The organism is Agrococcus sp. Ld7, assembly GCF_045064095.1.
Lineage (GTDB): Bacteria > Actinomycetota > Actinomycetes > Actinomycetales > Microbacteriaceae > Agrococcus.
Window position 1 is genome coordinate 101,174 of the sequence record NZ_JBISGY010000009.1, and the last position, 24,123, is coordinate 125,296.

Sequence of the window (24,123 nt, forward strand, 5' to 3'; positions counted from 1 at the left end):
GCCAGATCTCGCGTGCAGCGTGCTCAGCGCGCGAGCGCGAGGCTCGGCCGCTCGAGCACGGCGACGATGTCGGCGAGGAACCCGGCCGCCTCGCGGCCGTCGAGCACGCGGTGGTCGAACGAGATCGTCACGGTGCAGATGTCGCGCAGCACGATTTCGCCCCGATGGTTCCACGGCAGCTTGCGGATCGCGCCGAGCGCGATGATCGCCGACTCCCCCGGGTTGAGGATCGGGATGCCGCCGTCGACGCCGAACACGCCCACGTTCGAGATCGTGATGTTCGACGAGGTGAGCTCCGCCATCGACAGCTTGCCCTCGCGGGCGCGCACGGCGCGGTCGCGGATCTCGCTCGTGAGCTGCACGGCATCCATCGTCTCGGCCTCGTCCACCGAGGCGACCACGAGGCCGCGGTCGGTCGAGACCGCGATGCCGAGGTTCACATGCGCGAAGCGCTCGAGCTCGTTCGTGTCGGCGTGGAAGGCGGAGGTGACGTCGGGCCAGCGCTTCGCCGCGAGCAGGATCGCGCGGCTGGCCAGCGCCAGGAACGAGGCGTCGCTGCTCTTGGCGAGCGCGAGCGTCTCGGTCACGTCGACCTGGTGGAAGGTGGCGGCGTGCGGCACGGTGAGCGCCGACTGCGTCATCGCCGCGGCCGTGTGCTTGCGAAGCCCCGTGACCTTCTCGCGCGTCGACGCGGGTACCTGCGCGGGAGCGGATGCGGATGCGGTGCCCGCGCTCTCGATGTCGGCACGGGTGACGAGGCCGTCGGCGCCGGTCGGGCGCACCGACTGCAGGTCGATGCCGCGCTCCTTCGCGAGCTTCCGCACCGGCGGCATGGCGCGGTTCGGGCCGCGCTGCTGAGTGCTCTCCACTGCAGCGCGGTCGAACGGCTCGACATCCCAGGTGCGCTTGGCGCGCGTGGGCTTGCCGCCGTGCACGGTGATGTGCCCGACGAGCACCGACACCTTCTCGGGCTTGTCGTCGGCGGCGGCCTCGGCCTGCGCCGCGACGCTCTGCTCGGCGTCGCCAGCCGTAGCAGCGGGGCCGCTCACGACATCCGGCTCCTGTCCGACAGGGCCGGGCTTGGCTGCCTCATCGGCGTCGTCGGATGCGGGAACCGACGACGAGGTCGCAGCCGGCGCATCCGACGCCCCTGCGGCGCTGTCGTCTCCGCCCAGATCGAAGTCGATGAGCGGTGCGCCTACGTCGACCGTCTCGCCCTCGCCCGCGTGCAGCTTGGCGATGGTGCCCTCGTATGGGCTTGGCAGCTCGACGACGGCTTTGGCCGTCTCGATGTCGGCGAGCGGCTGGTTGAGCTCGACCGTGTCGCCCTCGGCGACGCGCCAGGCGACGATCTCGCTGTCGGTCAGGCCCTCGCCCAGGTCGGGCAGCATGAAGGTCTTCATCGTGCGGCTCCAGCGGTCATGGCGCCCTCGAGGGCGCTGTAGTCGAGGTCGGTGCGCGAGTTGCGGCGGCCGAGGGTGCGGTCGACGGCGTCGAGCAGCCGGTCGAGGCTGGGCAGGTAGTCATGCTCGACGGCCGACGGCGGGTACGGGGTGTCGTAGCCGGTGACGCGCTCGGGTGCGGCCTCCAGGTGCTGGAAGGCGCGCTCGGCGACGGAGGCGACGAGCTCGCTCGAGACCGACGACTCGCCGGCGGCTTCGTGCGTGACGATCAGGCGGCCGGTGCGGCGCACCGACTCGACCACCGTGTCGACATCCAGCGGCGAGATCGAGCGCAGGTCGATGACCTCGATCTCGATGCCCTCGTCGGCGGCGGCGATGGCGGCGCGCAGCGCCGTGTCGACGGTCGGCCCGTAGGCGGCGATCGTCACGTCGCGACCGCTCGCCACGATGTTCGCGGTGTCGAGGTCGCGCACGACGGTGCGGTCGACCTCGCCCTTCGTGTAGTACTTGCCCTTCGGCTCGAAGAACAGCACCGGGTCGTCGCTCTGGATCGCCGCGCGCAGCGTCGAGTAGGCCTCCTGCGGCGTCGACGCGGTCACGACGCGCAGTCCCGCGGTGTGCGCGAAGTACGACTCCGGCGACTCCGAATGGTGCTCGACCGAGCCGATGGCGCCGCCGAACGGCACGCGGATCGTGAGCGGCATCGGCACGCCGCCCTTGGTGCGGTAGCGGAGCTTCGCGACCTGCGCGACGATCTGGTCGAACGCGGGGTAGATGAAGCCGTCGAACTGGATCTCGGCGACCACGCGGTAGCCGCGGTAGCTCATGCCGATCGCCGTGCCGATGATCGCCGACTCGGCCAGCGGCGTGTCGATCACGCGCTCGGTGCCGAAGCGGGCCTGCAGGCCGTCGGTGACGCGGAAGACGCCACCCAGCTTGCCGATGTCCTCGCCCATGAGCAGCACGCGGTCGTCGGCTTCGAGCTCGTCGGCGAGCGCGCCGTTGACGGCCTTGGCCAGGTTCAGTGTCTCAGTCATGCCTTTGCCTCGATGCTGGCTGCGAATGCGCGGTGCTCCAGGCGCTGGCGCTGGAGTCGCTTGGTGGGCTGCGCGTAGACCTCGTCGAAGATCGAGTCGGCCACCGGCGGCACGGCCTGCTCGCATGCGGCGCGGAACTCCTTCGCGAGCTGGTCGGCGCGGATCTTCGCCTCGGCGCGGACGGCCTCCATGTTGGCGCCCATGAGCTCGAGCGCGCGCTCGACGCGCTCGAGCGGATCCTTCGCGACCCACGCCTCGAGCTCTGCGTCCTCGCGGTAGCGCTTCGGGTCGTCGGTGCTGGTGTGGGGGCCGCGGCGATAGGTGACGGCCTCGATGAACGTCGGTCCGCCTCCCGAGCGGGCGCGATCAAACGCGAGGCGGGCTGCGGCGTGCATGGCGAGCACGTCGTTGCCGTCGACGCGCATGGAGGGGATGCCGAAGCCGGTGGGGCGCAGCGCGAGCGGCACGCCCGACTGCAGTGCGACCGGCTCCGAGATCGCGTACTGGTTGTTCTGGCAGAGGAAGACGACGGGCGCCTTGAAGCTCGCGGCCCACACCAGCGCCTCGCTGACGTCACCCTCGCTCGTGGCGCCGTCGCCGAAGGCCGTCAGTGCCACCTCGTCGGCGCCGTCCATCTTGGCGGCCATGGCGTAGCCCACGCCGTGCAGCGTCTGCGCGCCGATGATGATCTGGGCGGGCGCCATCCGGATTTCCTGCGGCGACCAGCCGCTGTGCGCGTGCGCCTTCCAGATCCGCGAGAACTCCGCCATGTCGGCGCCGCGCAGCAGCGCGAAGCCGTGCTCGCGGTAGGAGCCGAAGACCCAGTCCTTCTCACCGAGCGCCGTGGCGGGACCGACCTGGGCGGCTTCCTGGCCGAGCAGCGGCGGCCACAGCACGAGCTGGCCCTGGCGCGTGAGGGCGAAGGCTTCGGTGTCGAGCCGGCGCACCCGCACCATGTCGACGTAGAGGCTCGTGAGCGCCGACTCGTCGATGTCGGTGAGGTGCGGATCGAGCAGCTCGTTCGGCAGTCTGCTGCCGTCGAGGTCGAGCACCTGCAGCGGCGAGTCGAGCCCGGCGGCGAGCGCAGGGTCGGGGGCGGGAACCGTGATCGACACGATCGAACCTCCTTGTTCGAAGCGCCTTCTGGGCGCCGGTCGGATCCGCAGGACGGGTCGTCCGAAGATCGTGCTGTCGAACGTAGTCGCAGGAGGCACTTCGCGCAATCAGCGACACGCTTCCTGCGCGGGCCGCGCATTTCCTTTGCTGGCACCCTGCGCTAGATTGCGCACTATGCGCATCGTCGATGACACAGACCGGAGGATCCTGCTCGAGCTCACCAGGCATCCCCGCATCACCAATGCTGCGATCGCCGAGCAGCTCGGGCTCGCGCGCAACACGGTGCAGAACCGCGTCGCCGCGCTCGAGGCATCGGATGCGCTGCAGGGCTTCGACCGCCGGTTCCACGCCGCGGCTCTCGGCTACCCGCTGACGGTCTTCATGGCGACCCACGTCGATCAGCCGCGCATCGACTCGGTCGTCGAGCAGCTGCGCGAGATCCCCGAGGTCGTGCAGGCCTTCGGGCTCTCCGGCCAGGCGGATGTGCTCGTGCGGGTCGTGTGCCGCGACGCGGAGGATCTCTATCGCGTCAACAAGCTCGTGCTCGCCTGCCCGGGCGTCGAGCGCACCGAGACGTGGCTGTCGATGGGCGAGCTCATCCCGTTCCGGCTCGCGCCGGTGCTCGAGCGCGACCTCGGGCGGCGGTAGCGACCAGCCTGCGCCCGCCGCGCCCAGGAATGGCTCAGCGTCGACGACGTTGACTCTGACGGAGGAACCGATGACTACGAAGCCCGATCTGCTGCCGGATGAGACCGCTATGGGCCCGGTGATGCTGAAGACCGCAGCGCTCGCTCCCCTGGCGCATTGGTACACCGCCGGTGTCGGCCTGCAGCCCATCGCAGAGCGCCCCGGCGTCGTGGAGCTCGGCGTCGACGGCCGTGCGATCCTCGTGCTGGAGGAGGCGCCCGATCTGCGCGGCCCCGACCCTGCCGATGCGGGACTGTTCCACACCGCGATCCTCTACCCGACGCACGCTGCCCTCGCGGCGGCCGTGGTGCGCATGAGCCGCCTGCCGGGCATCCGGTTCGCGGGCACCGGTGACCACCACGTCTCGGAGGCCTTCTACTTCGCCGACCCCGACGGCAACGGCGTCGAGCTCTACGTCGACCGGCCTCGCGAGCAGTGGGTCTGGCGAGACGACCGCGTCTTCATGACCACCGAGTTCATCGATCCGAACCGCTTCGTCGCCGAGCATCTCGACCGCGGTGCACCCGACGACGCGGCGCTCGCGCCGTCGGGCGCCAAGGTCGGTCACGTGCACCTGCAGGTCGGCGATATCGCCACCGCGCGTGCGTTCTACGTCGGTGCGCTGGGCTTCGCCGAGACGGCCTCGCTCGCGGGCTCGGCGCTGTTCGTGAGCGCCGGCGGCTACCACCACCACATGGCGATGAACGTGTGGAACTCACGCGGCGCGGGCCGCCGAGTCGACACGCTCGGCCTCGGCCGCGTTGCGATCACGGTGCCCGACGCGGATGCGATGGGCGCCGCACGCGAGCGACTCACGGCGGGGCGCATCGCGGTCGCCGACGACGGTCGCAGCCTCCGCTTCGACGACCCGTGGGCCAACGTCATCACCCTGACGCCCGCCATCGCGGACTGACGCCGCGGGGCGCGCATCGATCGGGTGCTGCCCGTGTCGATGCGCGCCCCGGATGCATCCGAACGGCGTACGGATCCGCTACTTGATGAACAGCGCCTTGGTGTCGAGGTCGCCGTGGTTCACGCCCTTCGGCAGCACCTCGCCGCGGAAGAACGCCGGCGACTTCACGCGCATCACGAGCATGAGCACGACGCCCAGCAGCAGCATGAACACACCCAGGATGCCCACCAGGCCGACACCGCCGATCTCCGAGCCCGAGCCGTAGGCCGGGTCGAAGCTGTCGACGAGCGTCTGCACGAACAGCACCATGAGCGCCACGCCACCCAGCAGCGGGCTCAGCATCTGCGTGAGGAATCGCTTGAACGAGGTGAGCGCCGTCACCCGGAAGTACCAGACCGCACTCAGCGCGGTGATGCCGTAGTAGAAGCACACCATCATGCCGAGCGCCGTGATCGTGTCCCACAGCACGTTCTCGCTGATGAAGCGCATCACGGCGTAGAAGACGCTCGCGACCAGCGCCGACATGACCGCTGCGAAGCCGGGCGTCTTGAAGCGCGGGTGCACCGCCGCGAACCGGGCCGGCACAGCCTTGTAGTGGCCCATCGCCAGCAGCGTGCGCGCCGGCGACAGCGCGGTCGACTGCAGCGAGGCTGCCGACGACGAGAGCACCGCGAGCGAGATCAGCCAGCCGAGCGGGCCCATGATCGGATCGGAGAGGAAGAAGAGCACGTTGTCCTGGATGTCGGGGTTGCCGAGTCCCAGGCCGGTGTCACCGTTGCCAGCGAAGGTCAGCAGTCCGATCGCGAGCAGCAGGTACAGGCCGAGCACGATGACGATGGTGATCGCGGCAGCCTGACCGGGTGTGCGCGCAGGATCCTTCGCCTCCTCGTTCATGGTCAGCACAACGTCCCAGCCCCAGAAGATGAAGATGGAGAGGGACAGACCTGCGACCACCGAGGTGACCGAAGGGGCCTGCAGCACGTTGAACCACGAGGGGTCGATCGGCGTGTGCTGGATGGCGTCGCCCGACTGGGCGCGCACCAGCGCCGTCACACCGAAGGTGACGAGCACAAGCAACTGGAAGCCGACGAACCAGTACTGCACCTTCTGCGCCGTGCTGATGTCGCGGTAGGAGATCCAGGTCGCGCCCGCCATGAAGGCCAAGCACACGGCGACATTGATGAACGGGTTGCTGGCCATCTCTGCGATCGCTCCGTTCCCGGTGATCTGGGCGATCAGCAGGAAGAGGAAGTCGACCGCGATGCCCGCCAGGTTCGAGAGCACCAGGACGGTGGCGATGATGAGGCCCCAGCCACCCATCCAGCCCACGTAGGGCCCGAACGCGCGCGTCGCCCACGTGAACGAGGTGCCGGCGTCAGGCATCGCCTTGTTCAGCTCGCGGTAGCCGAAGGCGACCAGCAGCATCGGGATGAAGCCGAGCAGGATGATCGCCGGCACCTGCACACCGACGGCGCTGACCGTCGGGCCGATCGCGGCGGTGAAGGTGTATGCGGGAGCGATCGTCGAGATGCCGATCACCACCGCACCCAGCACCCCAACGGTGCCGGGCGCGAGGCCCTTGCTCGAGATGCCGGTGTCGGACTTTTCCGTTGCAGTCGTCATTGACTTCTCCGTCGTGCGTTCTGGCTCGACGCCGGTCAGGCGCCGAGCGTCCCGATGATCTCGTCGGCGGCTGCCCATCCGCGGCGGATGGCTCCGTCGACGTGCTGGTAGCCCTCCGCGGCGATGTCGCTGCACGCCCAGTGCAGGGCTCCGTGCGGTGCGCGCTGCAGCGCTCCGTAGCGCGACAGGCCACCGATGTCGAAGCTCGCGGCGTAGGCGCCGCGCGTCCACTCCTCCTCGCCCCAGTCCGAGAGGTAGAACACCTCGGGCTCGAGCGCCTGCGGGCCGAAGTAGCTGGCCAGCTGCTCGAGGATGGCGGCGCGCTGCGCCTCCGGGCCCCGCCCGAACGACGCGTCGGCCTCGAGGTCGGAGATGAAGGCGACGAGCGTGCCCCGCGCATCCTCGTGGTTGGTGTTGTCGTAGACCTCGTGCACCGCGTTGTACGGGGCGAACACCGTGCCAGAGAGCCCTGCGTCGCGCCAGAACGGCGTCGCGTACACGGCGTGCACCTTGATGACGAGCCCGAGCGAGAGGTGCTGATGCATCTGCTGGCGCAGGCGCGGCAGCGAGGGCTGGAAGTCGATGCGGTCGTAGAGGTTCGGCGGCACCGCGACGATCGCGCGTCGTGCACGCACGACCACGCCGCCGTCCGCGACGGCGACCACGCCGTCGGCGGTGTGCTCGAGGCGGCGCACCGGGGCGTTGAGGACCACGTCGCCACCGAGGGAGGCCGCGAGCCGCTTGGAGACCTCCTGCATGCCGCCGACCACGCGGCGGTCGAGGATGAAGCCCTCGTCGACGAGGTTGGAGAAGCTGCCGGCGGATGCCGCCATCAGCAGTGCCTGCAGCAGGCTGAACGAGTAGGCGGGCTTGGTGAGCATCGCCTCGGCGACGAAGATCGAGACGATCTCGCACGCGCGCTCGTCGTCCGACTGCGTGCGCAGCCAGTGGTGCCAGGAGATCGCGTCGTACTCCGCAGCCTTCGCGTGCGCCCAGGGCTCGTGTGCGCCGACGTCGGCGACGAGCTCATCGAGGACCCCGATGAGCCGCTCGATCTCGGCCTCGGTGCTTGCGCCGGCCGGGAAGATGTCGCCGGAGTAGCTGTGGCGCTCCCCCGCGTGGTCGACGTAGATGCTGTCGCCGTCGCGGTACCGCTCGAAGGTGTCGAGCCCGAGCTGCTCAAGCGTCTCGATGAGCGCGCTCTGGTCGGGTGAGACCCACTGGCCGCCGATCTCGAGCGTCGCGCCGTCGATGTCGCGCGTCCAGGTCCTGCCGCCCACGCGGTCTCGGGCCTCGAGCACGGTCACCGAGTGACCCGCTTTCTTCAGGCGCGTTGCCGCGCTGAGGCCGGCTGCGCCTGCACCGATCACGACGACGTCGCTGGTGATCTCCGCCATGGTGTGCTCCCACTCCGTCTGCGACGCTGCTCCGCGTCGACGACGTGACTATTGCACACTATTGTTTAGGCGGTCAATAGGACGTGCGGCGCACATCGTCCACGGGGATGCGCAGCAGCGCCGAGACGGTCGTGATCACGTAGTGCGCGGTCTCGGCCTCGTAGCCCGCCCACACGGCCGATTGCGCACTGAGGCCGTCCGTCGCTCCGACCACGAAGCGTGCGAGCGCAAGCGGCTCGGGTGCGCTGAACGCGCCGGCGGCGTGCCCGCGCTCGAACAGGTCCGCGACGAACTCCTCCCACGCGCGCGCCTCCTCCACGAGCACCGCCGCGAGCTCTGCGTTGCGACGCGACAGGCTCCAACCGTCCAGCCACACGAGTGCCACATCGCGTCGGAAGTCATGGATGAGCTCGCGCAGCAGCACGAGCACCTGCTCGACCTCGCCCCCCTCGACCGCGTCGACGCTCTCGCGCACGCTCGCGAGCTCCTCCTGCGCGATCTCGCGGAAGACATCGGCGACCAGCAGCTCCATGCGGCTCACGTAGTGCGTGACCAGGGCGGGTGCGACACCGACACGATCGGCGACGGCGCGCTGCGTCACCGCGCTCAGACCGGACTCGAGCGCGATCGATCGCGCAGCGTCATGCACTTCCGCGCGACGCTGCTCGGGGGTCTTCCTGACACGCTTGGGGTTCGTCATTGCATCCTTGCCGCGTCCACAGTAACTTGTCGTACGACCCACCTATTGACCATTGGGTCAATTGAGTCGACGAAGACCCTGGAGGCGATGATGGCCTGGACCATGCCCGCGGAATCCGCACCGCACGAGCGGCTCTGGATGGCGTTCCCTCACGGACCGAACGCCGGCGCCACCCAGGAGGAGGCGGAGGCAGCGCATCGCGCCTGGGCGGCCGTCGCGAACGCCGCCAGCGAGTTCGAGCCCGTCGCCGTCGTGGTCGATCCCGACGAGCGAGACGCCGCCCGCACCCTTCTCGCGGGCGACGTCACGATGGTCGAGGCGCCGCTCGACGACGCGTGGATGCGCGACATCGGCCCCACCTTCGTGCTCGACGAGCACGGCAGGCTGGGCGCCGTCGACTGGGTGTTCAACGGCTGGGGCGGTCAGGACTGGGCCAACTGGGAGCACGACGCGCAGATCGCCGCGATCGTTGCCGAACACGCCGGCGCCGAGCGCATCCCCTCCCCGCTCGTCAACGAGGGCGGCGGGATCCAGGTCGACGGCCACGGCACGGTGCTGCTGACCGAGACGGTGCAGCTCGACCCCGGCCGCAACCCGGGCCTCTCGCACGCCGACGTCGAGGCCGAGCTGGCGCGCACGATCGGTGCCACGCATCCGATCTGGCTGCCGCGCGGCCTGACGCGCGACTACCAGCCCTTCGGCACCCGCGGCCACGTCGACATCGTCGCATCCCTTGTCGGCGACGGCCGCGTGCTGCTGCACGTGCAGGGCGCCGACGAGCACCCGGATGCCGCCGTCTCGGCCGAGATCGAGCGCGTGCTGCGCGAGGCGACGGATGCCGCCGGGAGACAGCTCGAGATCGTGCCGCTGCCGGCGCCCGCGGCGCTCCGCGACGACGAGGGCTGGGTCGACTGGTCGTACGTGAACCACGTCATCCTCAACGGCGGCATCCTCGCGTGCGGCTTCGACGACCCGGTCGCCGATGCCAGGGCGCGCGACGTGCTCGAGTCCTGCTACCCCGGCAGGCGCGCGGTCACCGTCGACGCGCGCGAGATTTTCGCCCGCGGCGGCGGCATCCACTGCATCACGCAGCAGCAGCCGAGGACGCCGTGACCGAGCCGCTCGTGGAGGCGAGCGTGCGCGTGCTGCGCGCCGCGCTCGACAGCGGTCGCACGACCGCGACCGAGCTCGCGGCACGCACGCTCGCGCGCATCGGCGCGTTCAGCGTCGGAGGCCCGCGCCTCAACGCCGTGCCCGTGCTCGCGCCGGATGCGTTCGCGGCGGCGCGCGCGGCAGATGCGCGCATCCGCGCAGGGCGCCCGGCGAGCCCGCTCGACGGCATCCCCTACACGGCCAAGGAGAGCTACTCGGCGCGCGGCATGACCGTCGCGGCCGGCAGCCCCGCCTTCGAGCACCTGGTGGCGAGCGAGGACGCGTTCGCGATCGAGCGGATGCGGGAGGCCGGCGCCGTGCTCATCGGTCTCACGACCATGCCCCCGATGGCCAACGGCGGCATGCAGCGCGGCGTGCGCGGGCGCGCCGAGAGCCCCTACAGCGCCGATTGGCTCACGAGTGCCTTCGGCTCGGGGTCGTCGAACGGCTCCGGCACCGCGACGGCAGCCGGCATCGGCGTCATCGGGCTGGGCGAGGAGACCTGGTCGTCGGGCAGGGCTCCCGCGAGCTGCAATGCACTGGTCGCCTACACGCCCTCGCGCGGGCTGATCTCGATGCGCGGCAACTGGGCGCTCGTGCCGACCATGGATGTCGTGGTGCCGCACGCGCGCAGCATGGCTGATCTGCTCGCCGCGCTCGACGTGCTCGTGCAGCCCGACGCGCGCATCGACGGGGACTTCTGGCGCGAGCAGCCGTGGCTGGCGCTGCCCGACGTCGACGAGGTGCGCCCCGCGCGCTTCGGGGACCTGCAGCCGGCGGAGCTGCAGGGCATGACGATCGCCGTGCCGCGCATGTACATCGGCACCGACGACGCCATCCGCTCCCCCATCGCGACCCGCGAGAGCGTGCTCGAGCTGTGGCGCGCGATGGCCGACGACCTGCGCACCGCGGGCGCGACGGTGGTCGAGACCGAGCTGCCGGTCGTGTCGAACTACGAGGGCGACCGCGACGGCGCACCGCACGTCCTGAACCGCGGGATCGTGCCGCCGCGCTTCATCGACAGCGAGCTGCGCGAGCTCGCCGTCTGGGCGTGGGACGGCTTCCTGCGACGCAACGACGATCCCGCGCTCAACCGGCTGCGCGACGTCGACGGCGAGCAGATCTTCTCGCACCCGCCCGGTGCCCTGCCCGACCGCTTCGAGCGCTCCTCGCCGGCCTTCGAGCCTGCCGCGAACGCGGACCTCGCCGACTTCCCCTCACTGCCGGTGCAGGAGCTCGACGAGATCCCCGCAATGGCCGAGGGCATCGCAGGCCTCGAGCAGACGCGTCGCATCGACTGGGACGAGTGGCTCGACGAGCACGGCATCGACGCGGTCGTGATGCCGACGCTCGCGGACGTCGGTCCGGCCGACGCCGACGTCGACCCTGCCTCTGCGGCCCTCGCGTGGCGCAACGGCACGTGGGTCGCGAACGGCAACCTCGTGTGGCGCCACTTCGGCATCCCGACCGTGACGGTGCCGATGGGCACCATGGCCGACATCGGGATGCCCGTGGGCCTCACGATCGCCGGACGACCGTACGACGATGAGGCTCTACTGCGCATCGGGCTCGCGATCGAGGCGCAGCGCCAGCGTCGCACCCCGCCGCCGCGCACGCCCGAGCTGCCGGCGACCGAGTGGACGCCGCTGCCCGCTGGCACCGTCGAACCCGCAGTCGAGCTGCAGGTCGCGCGCGATGGCGATGACGTCGTGGTGACCGGCCGAGCGACGGGCGAGGCGGTCGCGCTGTGGATCGATGGCGCGCAGCCCGTCATTGCTGTCGATGGCGACGCGTTCACCGCCCGCGCCGCAGGCAGCCTGGTCGTCGCGCTCGTGCGCGGGACGACCGGCGACGCGGGGGCGTGGGCGCGGGCGTGACCTACTCGGCGTCGGGGGCCGCGTGCTCCGGCAGCTGCAGGTCGATGACCGCGGCATCGCGCCACAGTCGCTCGAGCTGGTAGTAGGTGCGCTCCTCCTCGTGGAAGACGTGCACGATGATGTCGGAGAAGTCGAGCAGCACCCAGCGACCGTCGGCGCGTCCCTCGCGACGCACGGGCTTCGCGCCCTCGAGCAGCAGCGCGTCCTCGACCTCGCGGGCGATCGCGCTGACCTGACGCTCATTGCGGCCGGTCACCACCAGGAACACGTCAGTCAGGGGCAGCTGCCCTGAGACGTCCAGGCACACCTGGTCGATGCCGAGCGCCTTGTCCGCCGCGCGTGCGGCTGCGCGCGCGAGCGCGATCGCCTTGTCGTCCGCGCTCATCGCGCACCTCCCGAGATCAGAGCCAGCCCTGCGAGAGTGCGAGAGCCAGGAAACCCGCCACCGCGACCGCGACACCGCCAGCCCCGACGCCGATGGCCACGGGCCAGACGTTCGAGCGCTGCTTCTTCGGCGCGATCTGCACGCGAGCGTGAGCGTAGGACGACACGGCCTTGGACGCGCGCACGGGCGCCGTCTCGGGGCTCGTCACCTCGCCCTCCGCCACGTCGGAGTCGACGTCGTTGCCGTCGATCGAGACGCTGCCGCGGCCCGACGATGCGAAGCCCTCCGGCACGTCGATCGATCCCGTCACGACCAGCCCGTCGTCGCCCTCGAGGGCGAAGTCGGGGCTCTCGCTGCCCGCGGGCAGCACGAGCGCGTTCGCGGTGATCGAGGAGCTCGAACCACCACCGGCGCCGGCAACACCCTGCTCGCGCAGGTCGGCGATGTGGTGCTCGGAGGTGTCAGAGACGACGTTGACGATCACGGGGAGTCGCTGGGACCTGCCACGGCTCGGGCCGCTGACGATCGCGTCGTCGGCCTGCTCCTGCGCCAGGCGCCGGTCCTCGAGCTCCGCGGGCGTGACCTCGGCGATGCGACGCGACGAGACTCGCGGCTGCGCGACGATGACCTCGTCGATCTCGACGTCGTCGACCGCGGCGTCATCGACCGTGTCGAGGCCCTGCACATCGTCGATCTGTGCGCTCGATCGGCGAGCCGCCGACGGCGCGGGCACGGACGAGCCCCCCGAGGGCTCATCGTGAGTCGGCTCGGCGATCTCGGCCTCGATGACGCCGCTCGCGTCCGCGTCTTCGGCGTCCACCTTCTCGACGTCGACCTGCTCGATCGCGACGGTCTCGGCGGGCTCGGATGCAGCGGGCGACGGCGCTGCGGCCGGCCCGGGCTTCGTCTTCTTGCGGCCGAAGAAGCGACCGATGGGCTTCGAGACTTGCGGATCCTTGGCGGGCGCCGGCTCGGGCTCAGCCTCGGGCTCCTCGGCGACCAGCTCTGCCTCGACCACCTCTGGCGATCCGGGCACGCTGGGCGCCGAGTGGCGGCCCAACTGCGCGGGCTCGTCGATCGCCGACTGCTCGGCCTCCGGCTCCGGTGCGGATGCGCCGGTGGTGGCAAGCTCTGCTGCGCGCTCGCGCGCGCGAAGCTCACGCCGCGTCAGCGGGCGCTCTTCGTTCGCGTCACTCATGCAGTCAGTCTCCGGTACAGGTCGTGCTTGCTGATGTATTGAACCACCCCGTCGGGCACCAGGTACCAGACGGGATAGCCGGCGCGCACTCGCGCTCGGCAATCAGTTGAGGATATCGCAAGCGCGGGGATCTCCAGCAGCGAGACGCGCGCTTTCGGGTAATCCGCCATCTCGAGCTTGTGCCCCGGGCGGGTGACGGCCACGAAGTGCGCGAGATCCCAGAGCTCGCGCACGTCCTTCCACTCGACGATCGACGCGAAGGCATCGGCACCGGTGATGAAGAAGAGGTCGGCGTCGGGATGCTGCGTCCTGATGTCGCGCAGCGTGTCGATCGTGTAGGTGGGGCCGTCCCGGTCGACGTCGACGCGGCTGACCGTGAACTGCGGGTTGGACGCCGTGGCGACCACCGTCATGAGGTAGCGGTCCTCGCTGGGCGAGACGTCGCGCTTCTGGTACGGCACGCCCGTGGGCACGAACACGACCTCGTCGAGCTCGAAGTGCTGGGCGGCTTCGCTCGCCGCGACCAGGTGTCCGTGGTGGATGGGATCGAACGTGCCACCCATGACACCGAGCCGGCGCCGGCGCTGCGACGCCACAGGAGCGTCAGAGACGGTCGGCTGCCGGTGCGTACGGGTCGACGTTGCGGTGCGCCACGTCACGGAAGGAGCGCAGCACAATGGCCGAGATGAGGAACACGGCAGCGGTGATGCCCGCGGCGATGTACGGCGTGATGTTGGTCTCGCCGGATTCGGCAGCGGCGGTCGCGAGCTCAAGCAGGGTCATGGATGCCTCCGATCAGCATCCAGCCTAGCGCGACCGGGCGAGAACCACGTTCATGACCGCACCTGGCCCGTGCCTCGCACGATCCACTTGGTGCTCGTCAGCTCCGGCAGGCCCATGGGGCCGCGCGCGTGCGACTTCTGCGTCGAGATGCCGACCTCTGCACCGAAGCCGAACTCGCCGCCATCGGTGAAGCGGGTCGAAGCATTGTGCATGACGACGGCGGAGTCGACCTCCGCGAGGAACCTGCCGGCGGCCGCGACATCGTCGGTCACGATCGTGTCCGTGTGGTGCGTGCCGTAGCGGTTCACATGCTCGATGGCGGCGTCCAGGTCATCGACGACGCCGATCGCGATGTCCATCGACAGGTGCTCGGTCGACCAGCCGCCCTCGCCGAGCGGCTCGGCTCCATCGACACCCGGCAGCTCCTCGGCTGCGTGGATCGTGACACCGGCATCCCGCAGCGCACCCGCGAGCACGGGCACCGCCGTCGCGGCGACATCCCGATGCACCAGCAGCGTCTCGAGCGCATTGCAGACGCTGATGCGCTGCGTCTTCGCGTTCAGCACGATCTCGCGCGCCATCGAGAGATCTGCAGCGCGGTCGATGAACGCATGGACGATGCCCGCACCCGTCTCGATGACCGGCACCGTCGACTCCGTGACGACGCGCTCGATCAGCGACGCGCTCCCCCGCGGCACGAGCAGATCGACCAGGCCGCGAGCGCGCATGAGGCGCCCCGCGCCGTCGCGGCCGTAGGCGTCGATGGTCTGCACGGCCGCGCGAGGCAGGCCCTCGGCCTCCAGCGCATCCTGCATGGTCGCGACCAGCACGGCATTGGTGCGCTCGGCGGCCGAACCGCCCCGCAGCACGACCGCATTGCCGGAACCGAGCGCGATGCAGGCGAGGTCGACCGTGACGTTCGGACGCGCCTCGTAGATGACGCCGACGACGCCGAACGGCACGCGAACCTGCGTGAGGTCGATGCCGTTCGGGAGCGTGCGCTGCTGCAGCTGCTCGCCCACCGGGTCGGGCAGTGCGGCCAGTTGGCGGGCCGCAGCCGCGAGGCCCGCGATGCGTGCGTCGTCGAGCAGCAGCCGGTCGAGCAACCCCTCGTCGAGGCCGTCGGCTCGACCGCGCTCGAGATCGGCGCGGTTCGCCGCGCGGATCTCATCGACTGCCGACTCGATCGCCGCCGCAATCCTGCCGATCGCCGCGTGGCGCTGCGCCGCCGGCGCAATGCCGAGCGCGCGGGAGGCGCGCTGCGAGGCATCCAGCAGCGCATCGAAGCCGTCGTCGGAGCGAATCTCTGCCATGGCTCGATCCTACGAGGCCCTGCGGCCAGCGGGTGCTCCGCTCAGCGCTCGTCGTCGAGCTCTGGCGCGGGCGCGGGGTTCGGTTCGAACTCGGTGCCGAGCCGCTCACCCGCGATGAGGCGCTCGAGCAGTGGGGTCGCCGTGACCGTGACGCGCACGCCGGCGTCGGCCGCGAGCCTCGCGGCATCCACCTTCGTCATCGCACCGCCGGAGCCGATGTGCGAGCCGCTCGCACCGAGCCGCACGCCCTCGAGAGGATCGCCGAAGGGCACGGAGTGGATCGGCTCGGAGCCCGGCTCGTCCGGCGGCGCAGTGCGCAGCGTCGGGATGTCGGAGAGCAGGATGAGGCGGTCTGCGTGCAGGAGCTTCGCCACCAGCGCGGCCAGCCGATCGTTGTCGCCGAAGCGGATCTCGTGCGTCGCGACGGTGTCGTTCTCGTTGATGATGGGCAGCATCCGCAGCTCGAGCAGGCGCCGCAGGGCGTTCCGCGCATTGACGCGGTGCGAGTCGTGGTCCATGTCGGAGGCGGTGAGCAGGATCTGCGCCGCCGTCACCTCGTGGCGCGAGAGTCCGCGCTGGTAGCGATTCATCAGCACGTTCTGACCCACGGCTGCCGCCGCCTGCTGCATCGGCAGGTCGAGCGGGCGATCGTCGAGGCCGAGGAACGGCATGCCGGTCGAGATCGCGCCCGACGAGACCAGGATCACCCGGCATACGCGGTGCAGGCTCGCGAGGCCGTCGACGAGCGGCTCGATCTGCGCGCGGCGATCGCCCGAGATCGAGGACGAGCCGACCTTGACGACGATGAGCTCGCCGCCGCGCGGGTCGAGCGTCGTCACGCCTCGTCGTCCCAGCGCTGCACTTCCAGGCTCTCGTCCTGCTGCGCCGCGCGCCCATCGCGCTCCTGCACGAGGCCGTCGCGGGCCGCCTGCTTCGCGTCCATCATGCGTCGGTACTGCTCGCGCCGCTCCGGTGTGGTGCGGCGATCGTGGCGGTCGAGTCGCGGATCGGTGCCGCGGTTGCCGACCACCTCTGCACCGGAGGCGACGGTCGGCTCCCAGTCGAAGACGATGCCGGCGCCCGGGCCGATCACGACCGTCGCGCCCGCGACCGCGCCGGCCTTGAGCAGCGCCTCCTCGGTACCGAGCTTGGCGAGCCGGTCGGCGAGGTAGCCGACCGCCTCGTCATTGCGGAAGTCGGTCTGCTGCACCCACCGCTCGGGCTTCGCACCCAGGATGCGGTACAGCGGGCCAGCATGCGTGCCCTCGACCTTGACGGTGAAGTCGGCCTGGTCGACCGCGCGCGGGCGCAGCACGATGCGCTCGGGCGCGGGGTCGGCGGCCTTCGCGAGCCGGTCGGCCTCGACGATCTCTGCCAGCGCGAACGACAGCTCGCGCAACCCCTTGTGGGCGACGGTGGAGATCTCGAACACGCGGAAGCCCTGTCGCTCGATGTCCTCGCGCACGAACGCGGCGAGCTCCGCAGCCTCCGGCACGTCGATCTTGTTGAGGGCCACGAGCTGCTGGCGCTCCAGCAGCGGCAGCTGACCCTCCGGCACGGGGTAGGCGGCGAGCTCAGCCAGGATGACCTGCAGGTCGCTCACCGGGTCGCGGTTCGGCTCGAGCGTCGCGCAGTCGATCACGTGCAGCAGCGCGGAGCAGCGCTCGACGTGGCGCAGGAACTCGAGCCCGAGCCCCTTCCCCTCGCTCGCGCCCTCGATGAGGCCGGGCACGTCGGCGATCGTGTAGCGCGTCTGGCCCGACTCCACGACGCCGAGGTTCGGGTGCAGCGTGGTGAACGGGTAGTCGGCGATCTTGGGACGCGCTGCCGACATGGCGGCCACGAGGCTCGACTTGCCCGCACTCGGGAATCCGACCAGCGCGACATCCGCGACGGTCTTGAGCTCGAGCGTGACATCGTGCTCTGCGCCGTCGGTGCCGAGCAGCGCGAATCCGGGCGCCTTGCGCTTCGTGTTCGCCAGCGCCGAGTTGCCGAGGCCGCCCTGGCCTCCCTCGGCCACGACGACGCGCATGCCCGGGTGTGTGAGATCGGCGAGCTGCTCGCCCGCGGCATCCCGCACCACGGTGCCCACCGGCACCGGCAGCTCGAGGTCGGCGCCCTTGGTGCCGGAGCGGTGGTCGCCCATGCCTGGCTGACCGTTCTCGCTCGTGCGATGCGGCGAGCGGTGGTAGCCGAGCAGCGTGGTCACCTGCGGGTCGGCGACGAGCACGATGTCGCCGGCGTCGCCGCCGTTGCCGCCGTCGGGGCCGCCGAGCGGCTTGAACTTCTCGCGGTGCACGGAGACGCAGCCGTGACCGCCGTTGCCTGCACGCAGGTGCAGCGTCACCTGATCGACGAAGGTGGCCATGGATGTCTCCTCTGGAAACGAGAACGGGGCGAGCCGAAGCCCGCCCCGTTCATCGGAATGTCTGTGTCGTGTGCGCCGGTTACTCGGCGGCAGCGACGATGTTGACCACCTTGCGGCGGCCCTTCGAGCCGAACTCCACAGCGCCCGCAGCGAGGGCGAACAGGGTGTCGTCCTTGCCGCGACCGACGCCGGCGCCGGGGTGGAAGTGCGTGCCGCGCTGGCGGACGAGGATCTCGCCAGCCTTGACGACCTGGCCGCCGAAGCGCTTGACGCCGAGGTACTGCGCGTTCGAGTCCCGACCGTTGCGGGTGGACGATGCGCCCTTCTTATGTGCCATCTCTGGGACCCCTTACTTGATGCCGGTGATCTTGAGGCGCGTGAGCTCCGAGCGGTGGCCCATGCGGCGCTTGTAGCCGGTCTTGTTGCGGTAGTGCTGGATGCGGATCTTCGGGCCGCGCAGATCGGTCACGATCTCTGCAGTCACCTTCACCTTGGCGAGGTCAGCAACGTCGGTCGTCACCTTGTCGCCGTCGACGAGCAGCACGGGGGCCAGCTCGACGTTGCCGTTGTCGTCACCGGCGATGCGATCGACGACGAGAATGGTCCCGACCTCGACCTTCTCCTGCCGGCCGCCGGCGCGCACGATTGCGTACACCACGTTGGATCCTCACTGTTGGAACGACTCCCGACAGTGTCGGGACGAAGCTTGCAGCGCGCGCACGGAATGCGACTTGCGCCAGCGAACAACGATACAGGCAACCGGCCCACCGGGCAACACGGGCGCCGGGCGCGTCGCGACCGTGCGGATACGGTGGACGCATGGCGATCCTCGTCGACGACCCGCTCTGGCCGGCGCACGACCGCATGTGGGCGCACCTGGTGAGCGACTCGTCGCTCGACGAGCTGCACGACTTCGCCCGCCGCGCCGGGCTGCCGGCGCGCGGCTTCGACCACGACCACTACGACGTGCCGGCAGAGCGCATCGACCGGCTCGTCGCGATGGGCGCAGAGCGGGTGAGCCCGAAGACGCTCGTTCGTCGTCTGATCGCCAGCGGTCTGCGCGTCAAGGAGCGCGACCGGCACGACTGACCCGATGCGCGAATCCGCCCGCGCCGAGAGCGGCGGGCGGATTCGTGCGGACGGCGCTGCGCGCCGCCGGTCAGGACTCGTCGGGCTTCGCCGTGATGATGCCGGAGGATGCGCGGCGCGAGCGGCGCGCTGCCTTGCCGGTGCCCGGTGCCGGGGCTGCGATGGCGTCCAGTGCGCTGCCCAGCAGTCCATCGAGCTCGTCCACCGATGCCTTGGGAGCCGACTCCTCGCGATGCGCCTCCACCGGGATGTCGAGGATCGACACGACCGGCTCGGCCGCGACGGCCTCCACCGCATCCTGCGACGGGCGCACGACGCCCGAGGGCTGGTCGCGCTGGTCGCGATCGCGGTCCTGGCGGCCGTTGCGATTCGAGCGACCCTTCGAGCGGCCGCGGCCGGCGGGCTGCCGATCCTGCTGGTCGCCCTGCTGCCCGTCGCCCCGGCCGGCTGCGCCCTGCGCGGACGCATCCTGCGCCGACGCATCCTGCGCGGACGCATTCTGCGCGGCATCCTGCGAGGACTCGACCTGCGAGGCCTTCGCCGGGGCATCGCTCACCGGTTCGGGCTGCGCCGTCGCGCCCTCGCCGTCGCCGGCCTTGCTGCGCGCGGCGAGCGCGACCTGCGAGAGGCCCTTGCGCATGTCGTCGGTGATGGCGTGCGTGCCGCCGTTGCCGCCCTGCTGCTGGTGCTCCTGCTGCTGCGACTGGTCGTTCGGCTTGCCGCCGCGACCGCGTCGACGGTTCGACGAGCCGCCGCCGTTCTGCTCGTTGCCCTGCCGCTGCGACCTGGAGACGGGCTCGTGGTGCACGATGATGCCGCGACCCGCACAGATCTCGCACGTCTCCGAGTACGACTCGAGCAGGCCGAGCCCCAGCTTCTTGCGCGTCATCTGCACGAGGCCAAGGCTCGTGACCTCCGCGACCTGGTGCTTCGTGCGGTCGCGCGAGAGGCACTCGATGAGGCGTCGCTGCACGAGGTCGCGGTTCGACTCCAGCACCATGTCGATGAAGTCGATCACGATGATGCCGCCGATGTCGCGCAGCCGCAGCTGGCGCACGATCTCCTCGGCGGCCTCGAGGTTGTTCTTGGTGACCGTCTCCTCGAGGTTGCCGCCGGCACCGACGAAGCGACCGGTGTTGACATCGACGACGGTCATCGCCTCGGTGCGATCGATCACCAGCGAGCCGCCGGAGGGCAGGAAGACCTTGCGGTCCAGCGCCTTGTCGATCTGCTCCGCGATGCGGAAGTGCTCGAACGGGTCGTCGGTGCCCTCGTAGGGCTCGACGCGGTCGAGCAGGTCGGGCGCGATCGCCTCCAGGTACTCGCGGATCGTCTCGAGTGCCTCAGAGCCCTGGATGACGAGCTTCCCGAAGTCCTCGTTGAAGACGTCGCGCACGATCTTGACGAGCAGGTCCGGCTCTGCGTGCAGGCGCTGCGGGGCGGTGCCCGACTGGCGCTGCTGCTGGATGCGCTCCCACTGGCGGGTGAGCCGCTCGACGTCGTTCGTCAGCTGCTCCTCGGTGGCGCCCTCCGCGGCCGTGCGTACGATCACGCCGACGCCCTCCGGCAGCACCTGCTTGAGGATCTTCTTGAGGCGCGCGCGCTCGGTGTCGGGAAGCTTGCGCGAGATCCCGTTCATGGAACCGCCCGGCACCGACACCAGGTAGCGGCCGGGCAGCGAGATCTGGCTCGTGAGCCGGGCGCCCTTGTGGCCGATGGGATCCTTTGTGACCTGCACGAGCACGGTGTCGCCGGGCTTGAGCGCGAGCTCGATCTTGCGCGGCTGGCCCTCGAGCTCTGCGGCATCCCAGTCGACCTCGCCGGAGTACAGCACGGCGTTGCGCCCGCGGCCGATGTCGACGAAGGCCGCCTCCATGCTCGGCAGCACGTTCTGCACGCGACCGAGGTAGACGTTGCCGATCAGGCTCGACTCGCTCGACTTGGCGACGTAGTGCTCGACGAGCACGCCGTCCTCGAGCACGGCGAGCTGCACGCGGTCATGCTTCGAGCGCACGATCATCTGGCGCTCGACGGACTCGCGACGGGCGAGGAACTCGGTCTCCGTCACCACGGTGCGGCGTCGGCCGGCGTCCCGGCCCTCGCGGCGTCGCTGGCGCTTCGCCTCGAGCCGGGTCGAGCCCTTCACCTTCTGCGGCTCGGTGATGAGCGGCCTGTCGTCCTCGGGCTCGCGCCGACGGTTGCGGCGATTGCGACGCGATGACCGCCGGTCGCCCTGCCGGTCGTCATCATCGTCATCGTCATCGTCGTCGTCATCTGCGCTCGCCGCGGGCAGCGGCGGCAGGGTGTCGAGATCCGGGGCGTGGAACAGCAGGCCGAACGGCCCTGCCGGCAGCGCGGGCAGCGACGTGGCAGCCGCGAGCGGATCGGGCTGCTGCTGGCTGCCGGGCGCGGCGTCGCTCGCGCCGGGCTCGGTCGCGCCGAGGGCTGCCGGGTCGACGAGACCGGGCTCGTGGCCGGGCTCCAGCTCGCCCACCGCCGGGGTGCCATGCGGCGGCTGCTCCGGCTCTCCTGCGTCGGTCGCGGTCGAGGGCGACCCATCGCCGGTCGGGCGAGCATCCGCGGCCTGCTGCTGCTCGGTCGCATCCTGGTGGCCCGCGTCGGTCGGGGCATCGGTCGCGTGCTCGGTCGCCGCGCTCGGCTCCGACTCTGCGGTCGCCTTCTTGCGGATGCCGATGCGCTTGCGCTTGGGCTTCTCGGCCTTGGCAGCGGTGCCGTCGGTGGTCGTGGTCTGTTCGGCTGCGGTCTGTGCCTGCAGCTCGCCGCCCTCTTCGGGAAGGGCCGTCGTGTTCTCTGCCATTGCTGGCGCACTCCTGTCGCGACCGACACTGCCGGTCGACATCTCCGTCGCATTCCGGGGCGCGCCCCGGCGCGAATCCTCTCGTCTCACCCCCTTGCGGGGGCGGCCCGGGCACGGCTTGCCGCCCGGAAAAACTTGTGCGTGCGCCCGTCGGGCGCGCTGCGGGGAAGTCTACCGCACGGTCGCGGCGTTGCTACGGCAGCACGACGCGCACCGCGAGCGCCACGAATGCGGCGGCGGCCAGCAGCGTGCCGACGATCGCGAGCCAGCCGTGCGGCTGCACGCTGCGGCCGACGCGCGAGCCCACCAGCACGAGCACGGCCAGATAGGTGGCAGAGACGACCTCCAGGATCAGCATGAGCACGAGCAGGTCGCCGAGCGGCGTCGCCGAATCGGGATCGATGAACTGCACGAAGAAGGACGCGAAGAACAGGATCGCCTTCGGGTTCAGCAGGCTCGTGACGAGCGCGGTGCGGAATGGCGCGATGCGGGGGCGCGCGATGATGGGGTTCGGCGCCGTGAGCGGATGCGTCGGGTTCTCGGTCGGTGCGGGCTCCGCGGTGCGCTGCCGCTTGGCGCGGATGCGGGCGACGGCACTGCGCGCGAGGCCGACCGCGAGCCAGCACAGGTAGAGCGCACCCGCCCACGTGAGGATGCGGAAGATCAGCGGATTGGCCGAGAGCGCCTGCGCCGAGAGCACAGCGAGCACCATCAGGATCGCGTCGCCCAGGAAGACGCCGAGCATCGCGCGGAAGCCGGAGCGGCGGCCGGCGCGCAGCGAGACGGTGATGACGTAGAGGCTGTTGGCACCCGGCAGCAGCACGATCACGATGACGCCGGCTATGAATGCCGCCAGCGTTGCGGCGTCGAGGCTCATCCGGCACCCCGCACGATGGTTGGATGAGAGCCATGAGGCTTCATGACTGAGAATCGACGCGCCCACCTCGCGGCGCCCGTGTGGCTCGGTGTGCTGCTGATCGTCACGGGGCTCGTGGGCCTGCTCGGCGCGTTCGCGCTCTCGGTCGAGCGCATCGAGCTGCTCCTGCACCCGGAGGAGGCGCTCGGCTGCGATCTGAACCCGTTCCTGACGTGCTCGGGCGCGATCGAGTCGGCGCAGGGCGAGCTGTTCGGCTTCCCGAACCCGTTCCTGGGGCTCATGGCCTTCCCGGCTCCCATCATCGTCGGGGCACTGACGCTGGGGCGCGTCGCGATGCCCCGCTGGGTGTGGACCGTCTTCTCGATCGGTCTGCTCGGCGGGCTGGCGATCGTGCTCTTCCTGGCGCAGCAGTCGATCTTCGTGCTGGGCTTCGTCTGCCCCTGGTGCTTCATGGTGTGGCTGGCGATGTACGCCATGGTGTTCCCGCTGTGGGTCTGGGGCTTCGGCTCCGGCGCGCTTCCCGCTGGTTCAGGCATGCGCCGCGCGTTCGCGAAGCTCGTCCCGTGGGGCTGGGTCTTCTCGCTTGCCCTCGCCGTCATCCTGGTGCTCACGATCATGATCGTGCTGCCGGGCATCCCCCGCTACCTGCTCGGCGGCCTCTGACCTGATCGCCGAGCCCGAACGAGCGCGTCCCGCCGAGCGTCTGCGCTGCTTCGGGACGCTCGGCGGCGCTGGCGGATGCGGGCGCGCGCCTGCGAGGGGCCGCAGCGCCTCCTGCGTGGGTCAGCCGAACCAGAGGGTGAGCTCGCGCTCGGCCGACTCCTCGGAGTCGGAGCCGTGCACGAGGTTCTGCTGCACCTTCAGGCCCCAGTCGCGCCCGAGGTCGCCGCGGATCGTGCCCGGTGCGGCCGTCGTCGGGTCGGTCGTGCCCGCGAGCGAGCGGAAGCCCTCGATCACGCGGTCGCCCTCCAGGCGGATCGCGACCGACGGGCCCGAGAGCATGAACTCCACCAGCGGCTCGAAGAACGGCTTGCCCTGGTGCTCGGCGTAGTGCTCCTCCAGCAGCGCACGCTCGGGCTGCACGAGGCGGAGGTCGGTGACGACGTATCCCTTGGCCTCGATGCGGGCGAGGATGGTGCCGGTCAGCTGGCGCGTGACGCCGTCGGGTTTGATGAGGACGAGGGTGTTCTGCATGCCTGCCAGCCTACCGAGCGCCCCGCCGCGCGCCCGCCGCAGCCCCCACCCGCGCCCGCCGCGCCCTCGCCGTGGCCGCGGCGCCCTCGCCGTGGCCGCGGCCGCCCATGCGCCGCGCCGTGGTCACCCATCCGACCCGCCGCGCCTACCCATCGACACAGATGTCGCTATCGGGGCGAAAGCGGAGGCGGAG

Annotated in this window: 24 protein-coding genes; 6 read left to right on the forward strand and 18 right to left on the reverse strand. The window is 70.7% G+C overall.

What is annotated here, in order from left to right:
* Window positions 1-23: 23 nt before the first annotated feature.
* Genes ACJJVL_RS02720 through ACJJVL_RS02730 form a run of 3 tightly spaced genes read right to left on the reverse strand, consistent with a single transcriptional unit; the run spans window position 24 to window position 3,555 of the window.
* On the reverse strand, window positions 24-1,403 hold the full coding sequence (locus tag ACJJVL_RS02720; protein WP_405216740.1) for a dihydrolipoamide acetyltransferase family protein: 1,380 nt from the start codon (window positions 1,401-1,403) through the stop codon (window positions 24-26).
* Window positions 1,400-2,440: an alpha-ketoacid dehydrogenase subunit beta gene (locus ACJJVL_RS02725; protein ID WP_405216742.1), complete on the reverse strand. Its 1,041-nt coding sequence runs from the start codon at window positions 2,438-2,440 to the stop codon at window positions 1,400-1,402. Before ACJJVL_RS02725 ends, ACJJVL_RS02720 begins: the two co-directional genes overlap by 4 nt.
* Entirely contained in the window at window positions 2,437-3,555 is a 1,119-nt protein-coding gene (locus tag ACJJVL_RS02730) for a thiamine pyrophosphate-dependent dehydrogenase E1 component subunit alpha (RefSeq protein ID WP_405216744.1), read from the reverse strand. The genes ACJJVL_RS02725 and ACJJVL_RS02730 overlap by 4 nt, the downstream gene beginning before the upstream one ends.
* Window positions 3,556-3,730: 175 nt before the next feature.
* Here ACJJVL_RS02730 and ACJJVL_RS02735 point away from each other — a divergent pair, with 175 nt between their 5' ends.
* Window positions 3,731-4,204 carry an Lrp/AsnC family transcriptional regulator gene (locus tag ACJJVL_RS02735; protein WP_405216746.1) on the forward strand — a complete coding sequence of 158 codons (474 nt, stop codon included), beginning with the start codon at window positions 3,731-3,733 and terminating at the stop codon, window positions 4,202-4,204.
* A gap of 70 nt (window positions 4,205-4,274) precedes the next feature.
* Window positions 4,275-5,156, forward strand: coding sequence for a VOC family protein (locus tag ACJJVL_RS02740; RefSeq protein ID WP_405216748.1), 882 nt, complete (start codon window positions 4,275-4,277; stop codon window positions 5,154-5,156).
* Window positions 5,157-5,234: 78 nt separating this feature from the next.
* Here the strand turns inward: ACJJVL_RS02740 and ACJJVL_RS02745 are convergent, their stop codons facing one another.
* The 3 genes from ACJJVL_RS02745 to ACJJVL_RS02755 form a co-directional block, all read right to left on the reverse strand.
* Entirely contained in the window at window positions 5,235-6,779 is a 1,545-nt protein-coding gene (locus ACJJVL_RS02745; RefSeq protein WP_405216750.1) for an APC family permease, read from the reverse strand.
* Between the two features lie 35 nt (window positions 6,780-6,814).
* Complete coding sequence (locus ACJJVL_RS02750) at window positions 6,815-8,176, reverse strand: flavin monoamine oxidase family protein (protein WP_405216752.1); 1,362 nt, start codon at window positions 8,174-8,176, stop codon at window positions 6,815-6,817.
* Between the two features lie 73 nt (window positions 8,177-8,249).
* Window positions 8,250-8,876, reverse strand: a complete 627-nt coding sequence (locus tag ACJJVL_RS02755) for a TetR/AcrR family transcriptional regulator (protein ID WP_405216754.1) — start codon at window positions 8,874-8,876, stop codon at window positions 8,250-8,252.
* A 90-nt stretch (window positions 8,877-8,966) separates the two neighbouring features.
* Here ACJJVL_RS02755 and ACJJVL_RS02760 point away from each other — a divergent pair, with 90 nt between their 5' ends.
* Window positions 8,967-9,989, forward strand: a complete 1,023-nt coding sequence (locus ACJJVL_RS02760) for an agmatine/peptidylarginine deiminase (RefSeq protein ID WP_405216793.1) — start codon at window positions 8,967-8,969, stop codon at window positions 9,987-9,989.
* Window positions 9,986-11,905 (forward strand): amidase, encoded by a 1,920-nt coding sequence (locus ACJJVL_RS02765; protein WP_405216756.1) that lies wholly within the window; start codon window positions 9,986-9,988, stop codon window positions 11,903-11,905. Before ACJJVL_RS02760 ends, ACJJVL_RS02765 begins: the two co-directional genes overlap by 4 nt.
* A gap of 1 nt (window position 11,906) precedes the next feature.
* On the opposite strand, the gene rsfS is transcribed toward ACJJVL_RS02765, so the two are convergent.
* The 9 genes from rsfS to rplU form a co-directional block, all read right to left on the reverse strand.
* Window positions 11,907-12,290 (reverse strand): ribosome silencing factor, encoded by a 384-nt coding sequence (gene rsfS, locus ACJJVL_RS02770; protein WP_405216758.1) that lies wholly within the window; start codon window positions 12,288-12,290, stop codon window positions 11,907-11,909.
* Between the two features lie 16 nt (window positions 12,291-12,306).
* The gene (locus ACJJVL_RS02775; RefSeq protein WP_405216760.1) at window positions 12,307-13,488 is read right to left on the reverse strand and encodes a hypothetical protein; all 1,182 of its coding nucleotides are present in this window, start codon (window positions 13,486-13,488) and stop codon (window positions 12,307-12,309) included.
* A complete protein-coding gene (nadD, locus tag ACJJVL_RS02780) occupies window positions 13,485-14,084 on the reverse strand; it encodes a nicotinate-nucleotide adenylyltransferase (RefSeq protein WP_405216762.1) in 600 nt (199 codons plus the stop codon). Before nadD ends, ACJJVL_RS02775 begins: the two co-directional genes overlap by 4 nt.
* A gap of 7 nt (window positions 14,085-14,091) precedes the next feature.
* Window positions 14,092-14,271 (reverse strand): hypothetical protein, encoded by a 180-nt coding sequence (locus ACJJVL_RS02785; RefSeq protein WP_405216764.1) that lies wholly within the window; start codon window positions 14,269-14,271, stop codon window positions 14,092-14,094.
* Window positions 14,272-14,321: 50 nt separating this feature from the next.
* Window positions 14,322-15,584, reverse strand: coding sequence for a glutamate-5-semialdehyde dehydrogenase (locus ACJJVL_RS02790; protein WP_405216766.1), 1,263 nt, complete (start codon window positions 15,582-15,584; stop codon window positions 14,322-14,324).
* Window positions 15,585-15,625: 41 nt separating this feature from the next.
* Window positions 15,626-16,423 (reverse strand): glutamate 5-kinase, encoded by a 798-nt coding sequence (proB, locus tag ACJJVL_RS02795; RefSeq protein ID WP_405216768.1) that lies wholly within the window; start codon window positions 16,421-16,423, stop codon window positions 15,626-15,628.
* A complete protein-coding gene (obgE, locus tag ACJJVL_RS02800; RefSeq protein WP_405216770.1) occupies window positions 16,420-17,952 on the reverse strand; it encodes a GTPase ObgE in 1,533 nt (510 codons plus the stop codon). The genes proB and obgE overlap by 4 nt, the downstream gene beginning before the upstream one ends.
* Window positions 17,953-18,031: 79 nt before the next feature.
* Window positions 18,032-18,289, reverse strand: a complete 258-nt coding sequence (gene rpmA / locus ACJJVL_RS02805) for a 50S ribosomal protein L27 (protein ID WP_347753824.1) — start codon at window positions 18,287-18,289, stop codon at window positions 18,032-18,034.
* A 12-nt stretch (window positions 18,290-18,301) separates the two neighbouring features.
* Entirely contained in the window at window positions 18,302-18,610 is a 309-nt protein-coding gene (gene rplU, locus ACJJVL_RS02810; protein WP_405216773.1) for a 50S ribosomal protein L21, read from the reverse strand.
* Window positions 18,611-18,771: 161 nt separating this feature from the next.
* On the opposite strand from rplU, the gene ACJJVL_RS02815 reads away from it, so the two are divergent.
* Window positions 18,772-19,041 (forward strand): DUF4031 domain-containing protein, encoded by a 270-nt coding sequence (locus ACJJVL_RS02815; RefSeq protein ID WP_405216775.1) that lies wholly within the window; start codon window positions 18,772-18,774, stop codon window positions 19,039-19,041.
* Window positions 19,042-19,111: 70 nt separating this feature from the next.
* Here the strand turns inward: ACJJVL_RS02815 and ACJJVL_RS02820 are convergent, their stop codons facing one another.
* Window positions 19,112-21,859, reverse strand: a complete 2,748-nt coding sequence (locus tag ACJJVL_RS02820) for an Rne/Rng family ribonuclease (protein WP_405216777.1) — start codon at window positions 21,857-21,859, stop codon at window positions 19,112-19,114.
* Between the two features lie 193 nt (window positions 21,860-22,052).
* A complete protein-coding gene (gene leuE / locus ACJJVL_RS02825; RefSeq protein ID WP_405216779.1) occupies window positions 22,053-22,736 on the reverse strand; it encodes a leucine efflux protein LeuE in 684 nt (227 codons plus the stop codon).
* A gap of 42 nt (window positions 22,737-22,778) precedes the next feature.
* Between leuE and ACJJVL_RS02830 the strand changes: the two genes are divergently transcribed.
* Window positions 22,779-23,399 carry a vitamin K epoxide reductase family protein gene (locus ACJJVL_RS02830; protein WP_405216781.1) on the forward strand — a complete coding sequence of 207 codons (621 nt, stop codon included), beginning with the start codon at window positions 22,779-22,781 and terminating at the stop codon, window positions 23,397-23,399.
* A gap of 120 nt (window positions 23,400-23,519) precedes the next feature.
* Here the strand turns inward: ACJJVL_RS02830 and ndk are convergent, their stop codons facing one another.
* On the reverse strand, window positions 23,520-23,930 hold the full coding sequence (gene ndk / locus ACJJVL_RS02835; protein WP_405216783.1) for a nucleoside-diphosphate kinase: 411 nt from the start codon (window positions 23,928-23,930) through the stop codon (window positions 23,520-23,522).
* Between the last annotated feature and the right edge of the window lie 193 nt (window positions 23,931-24,123).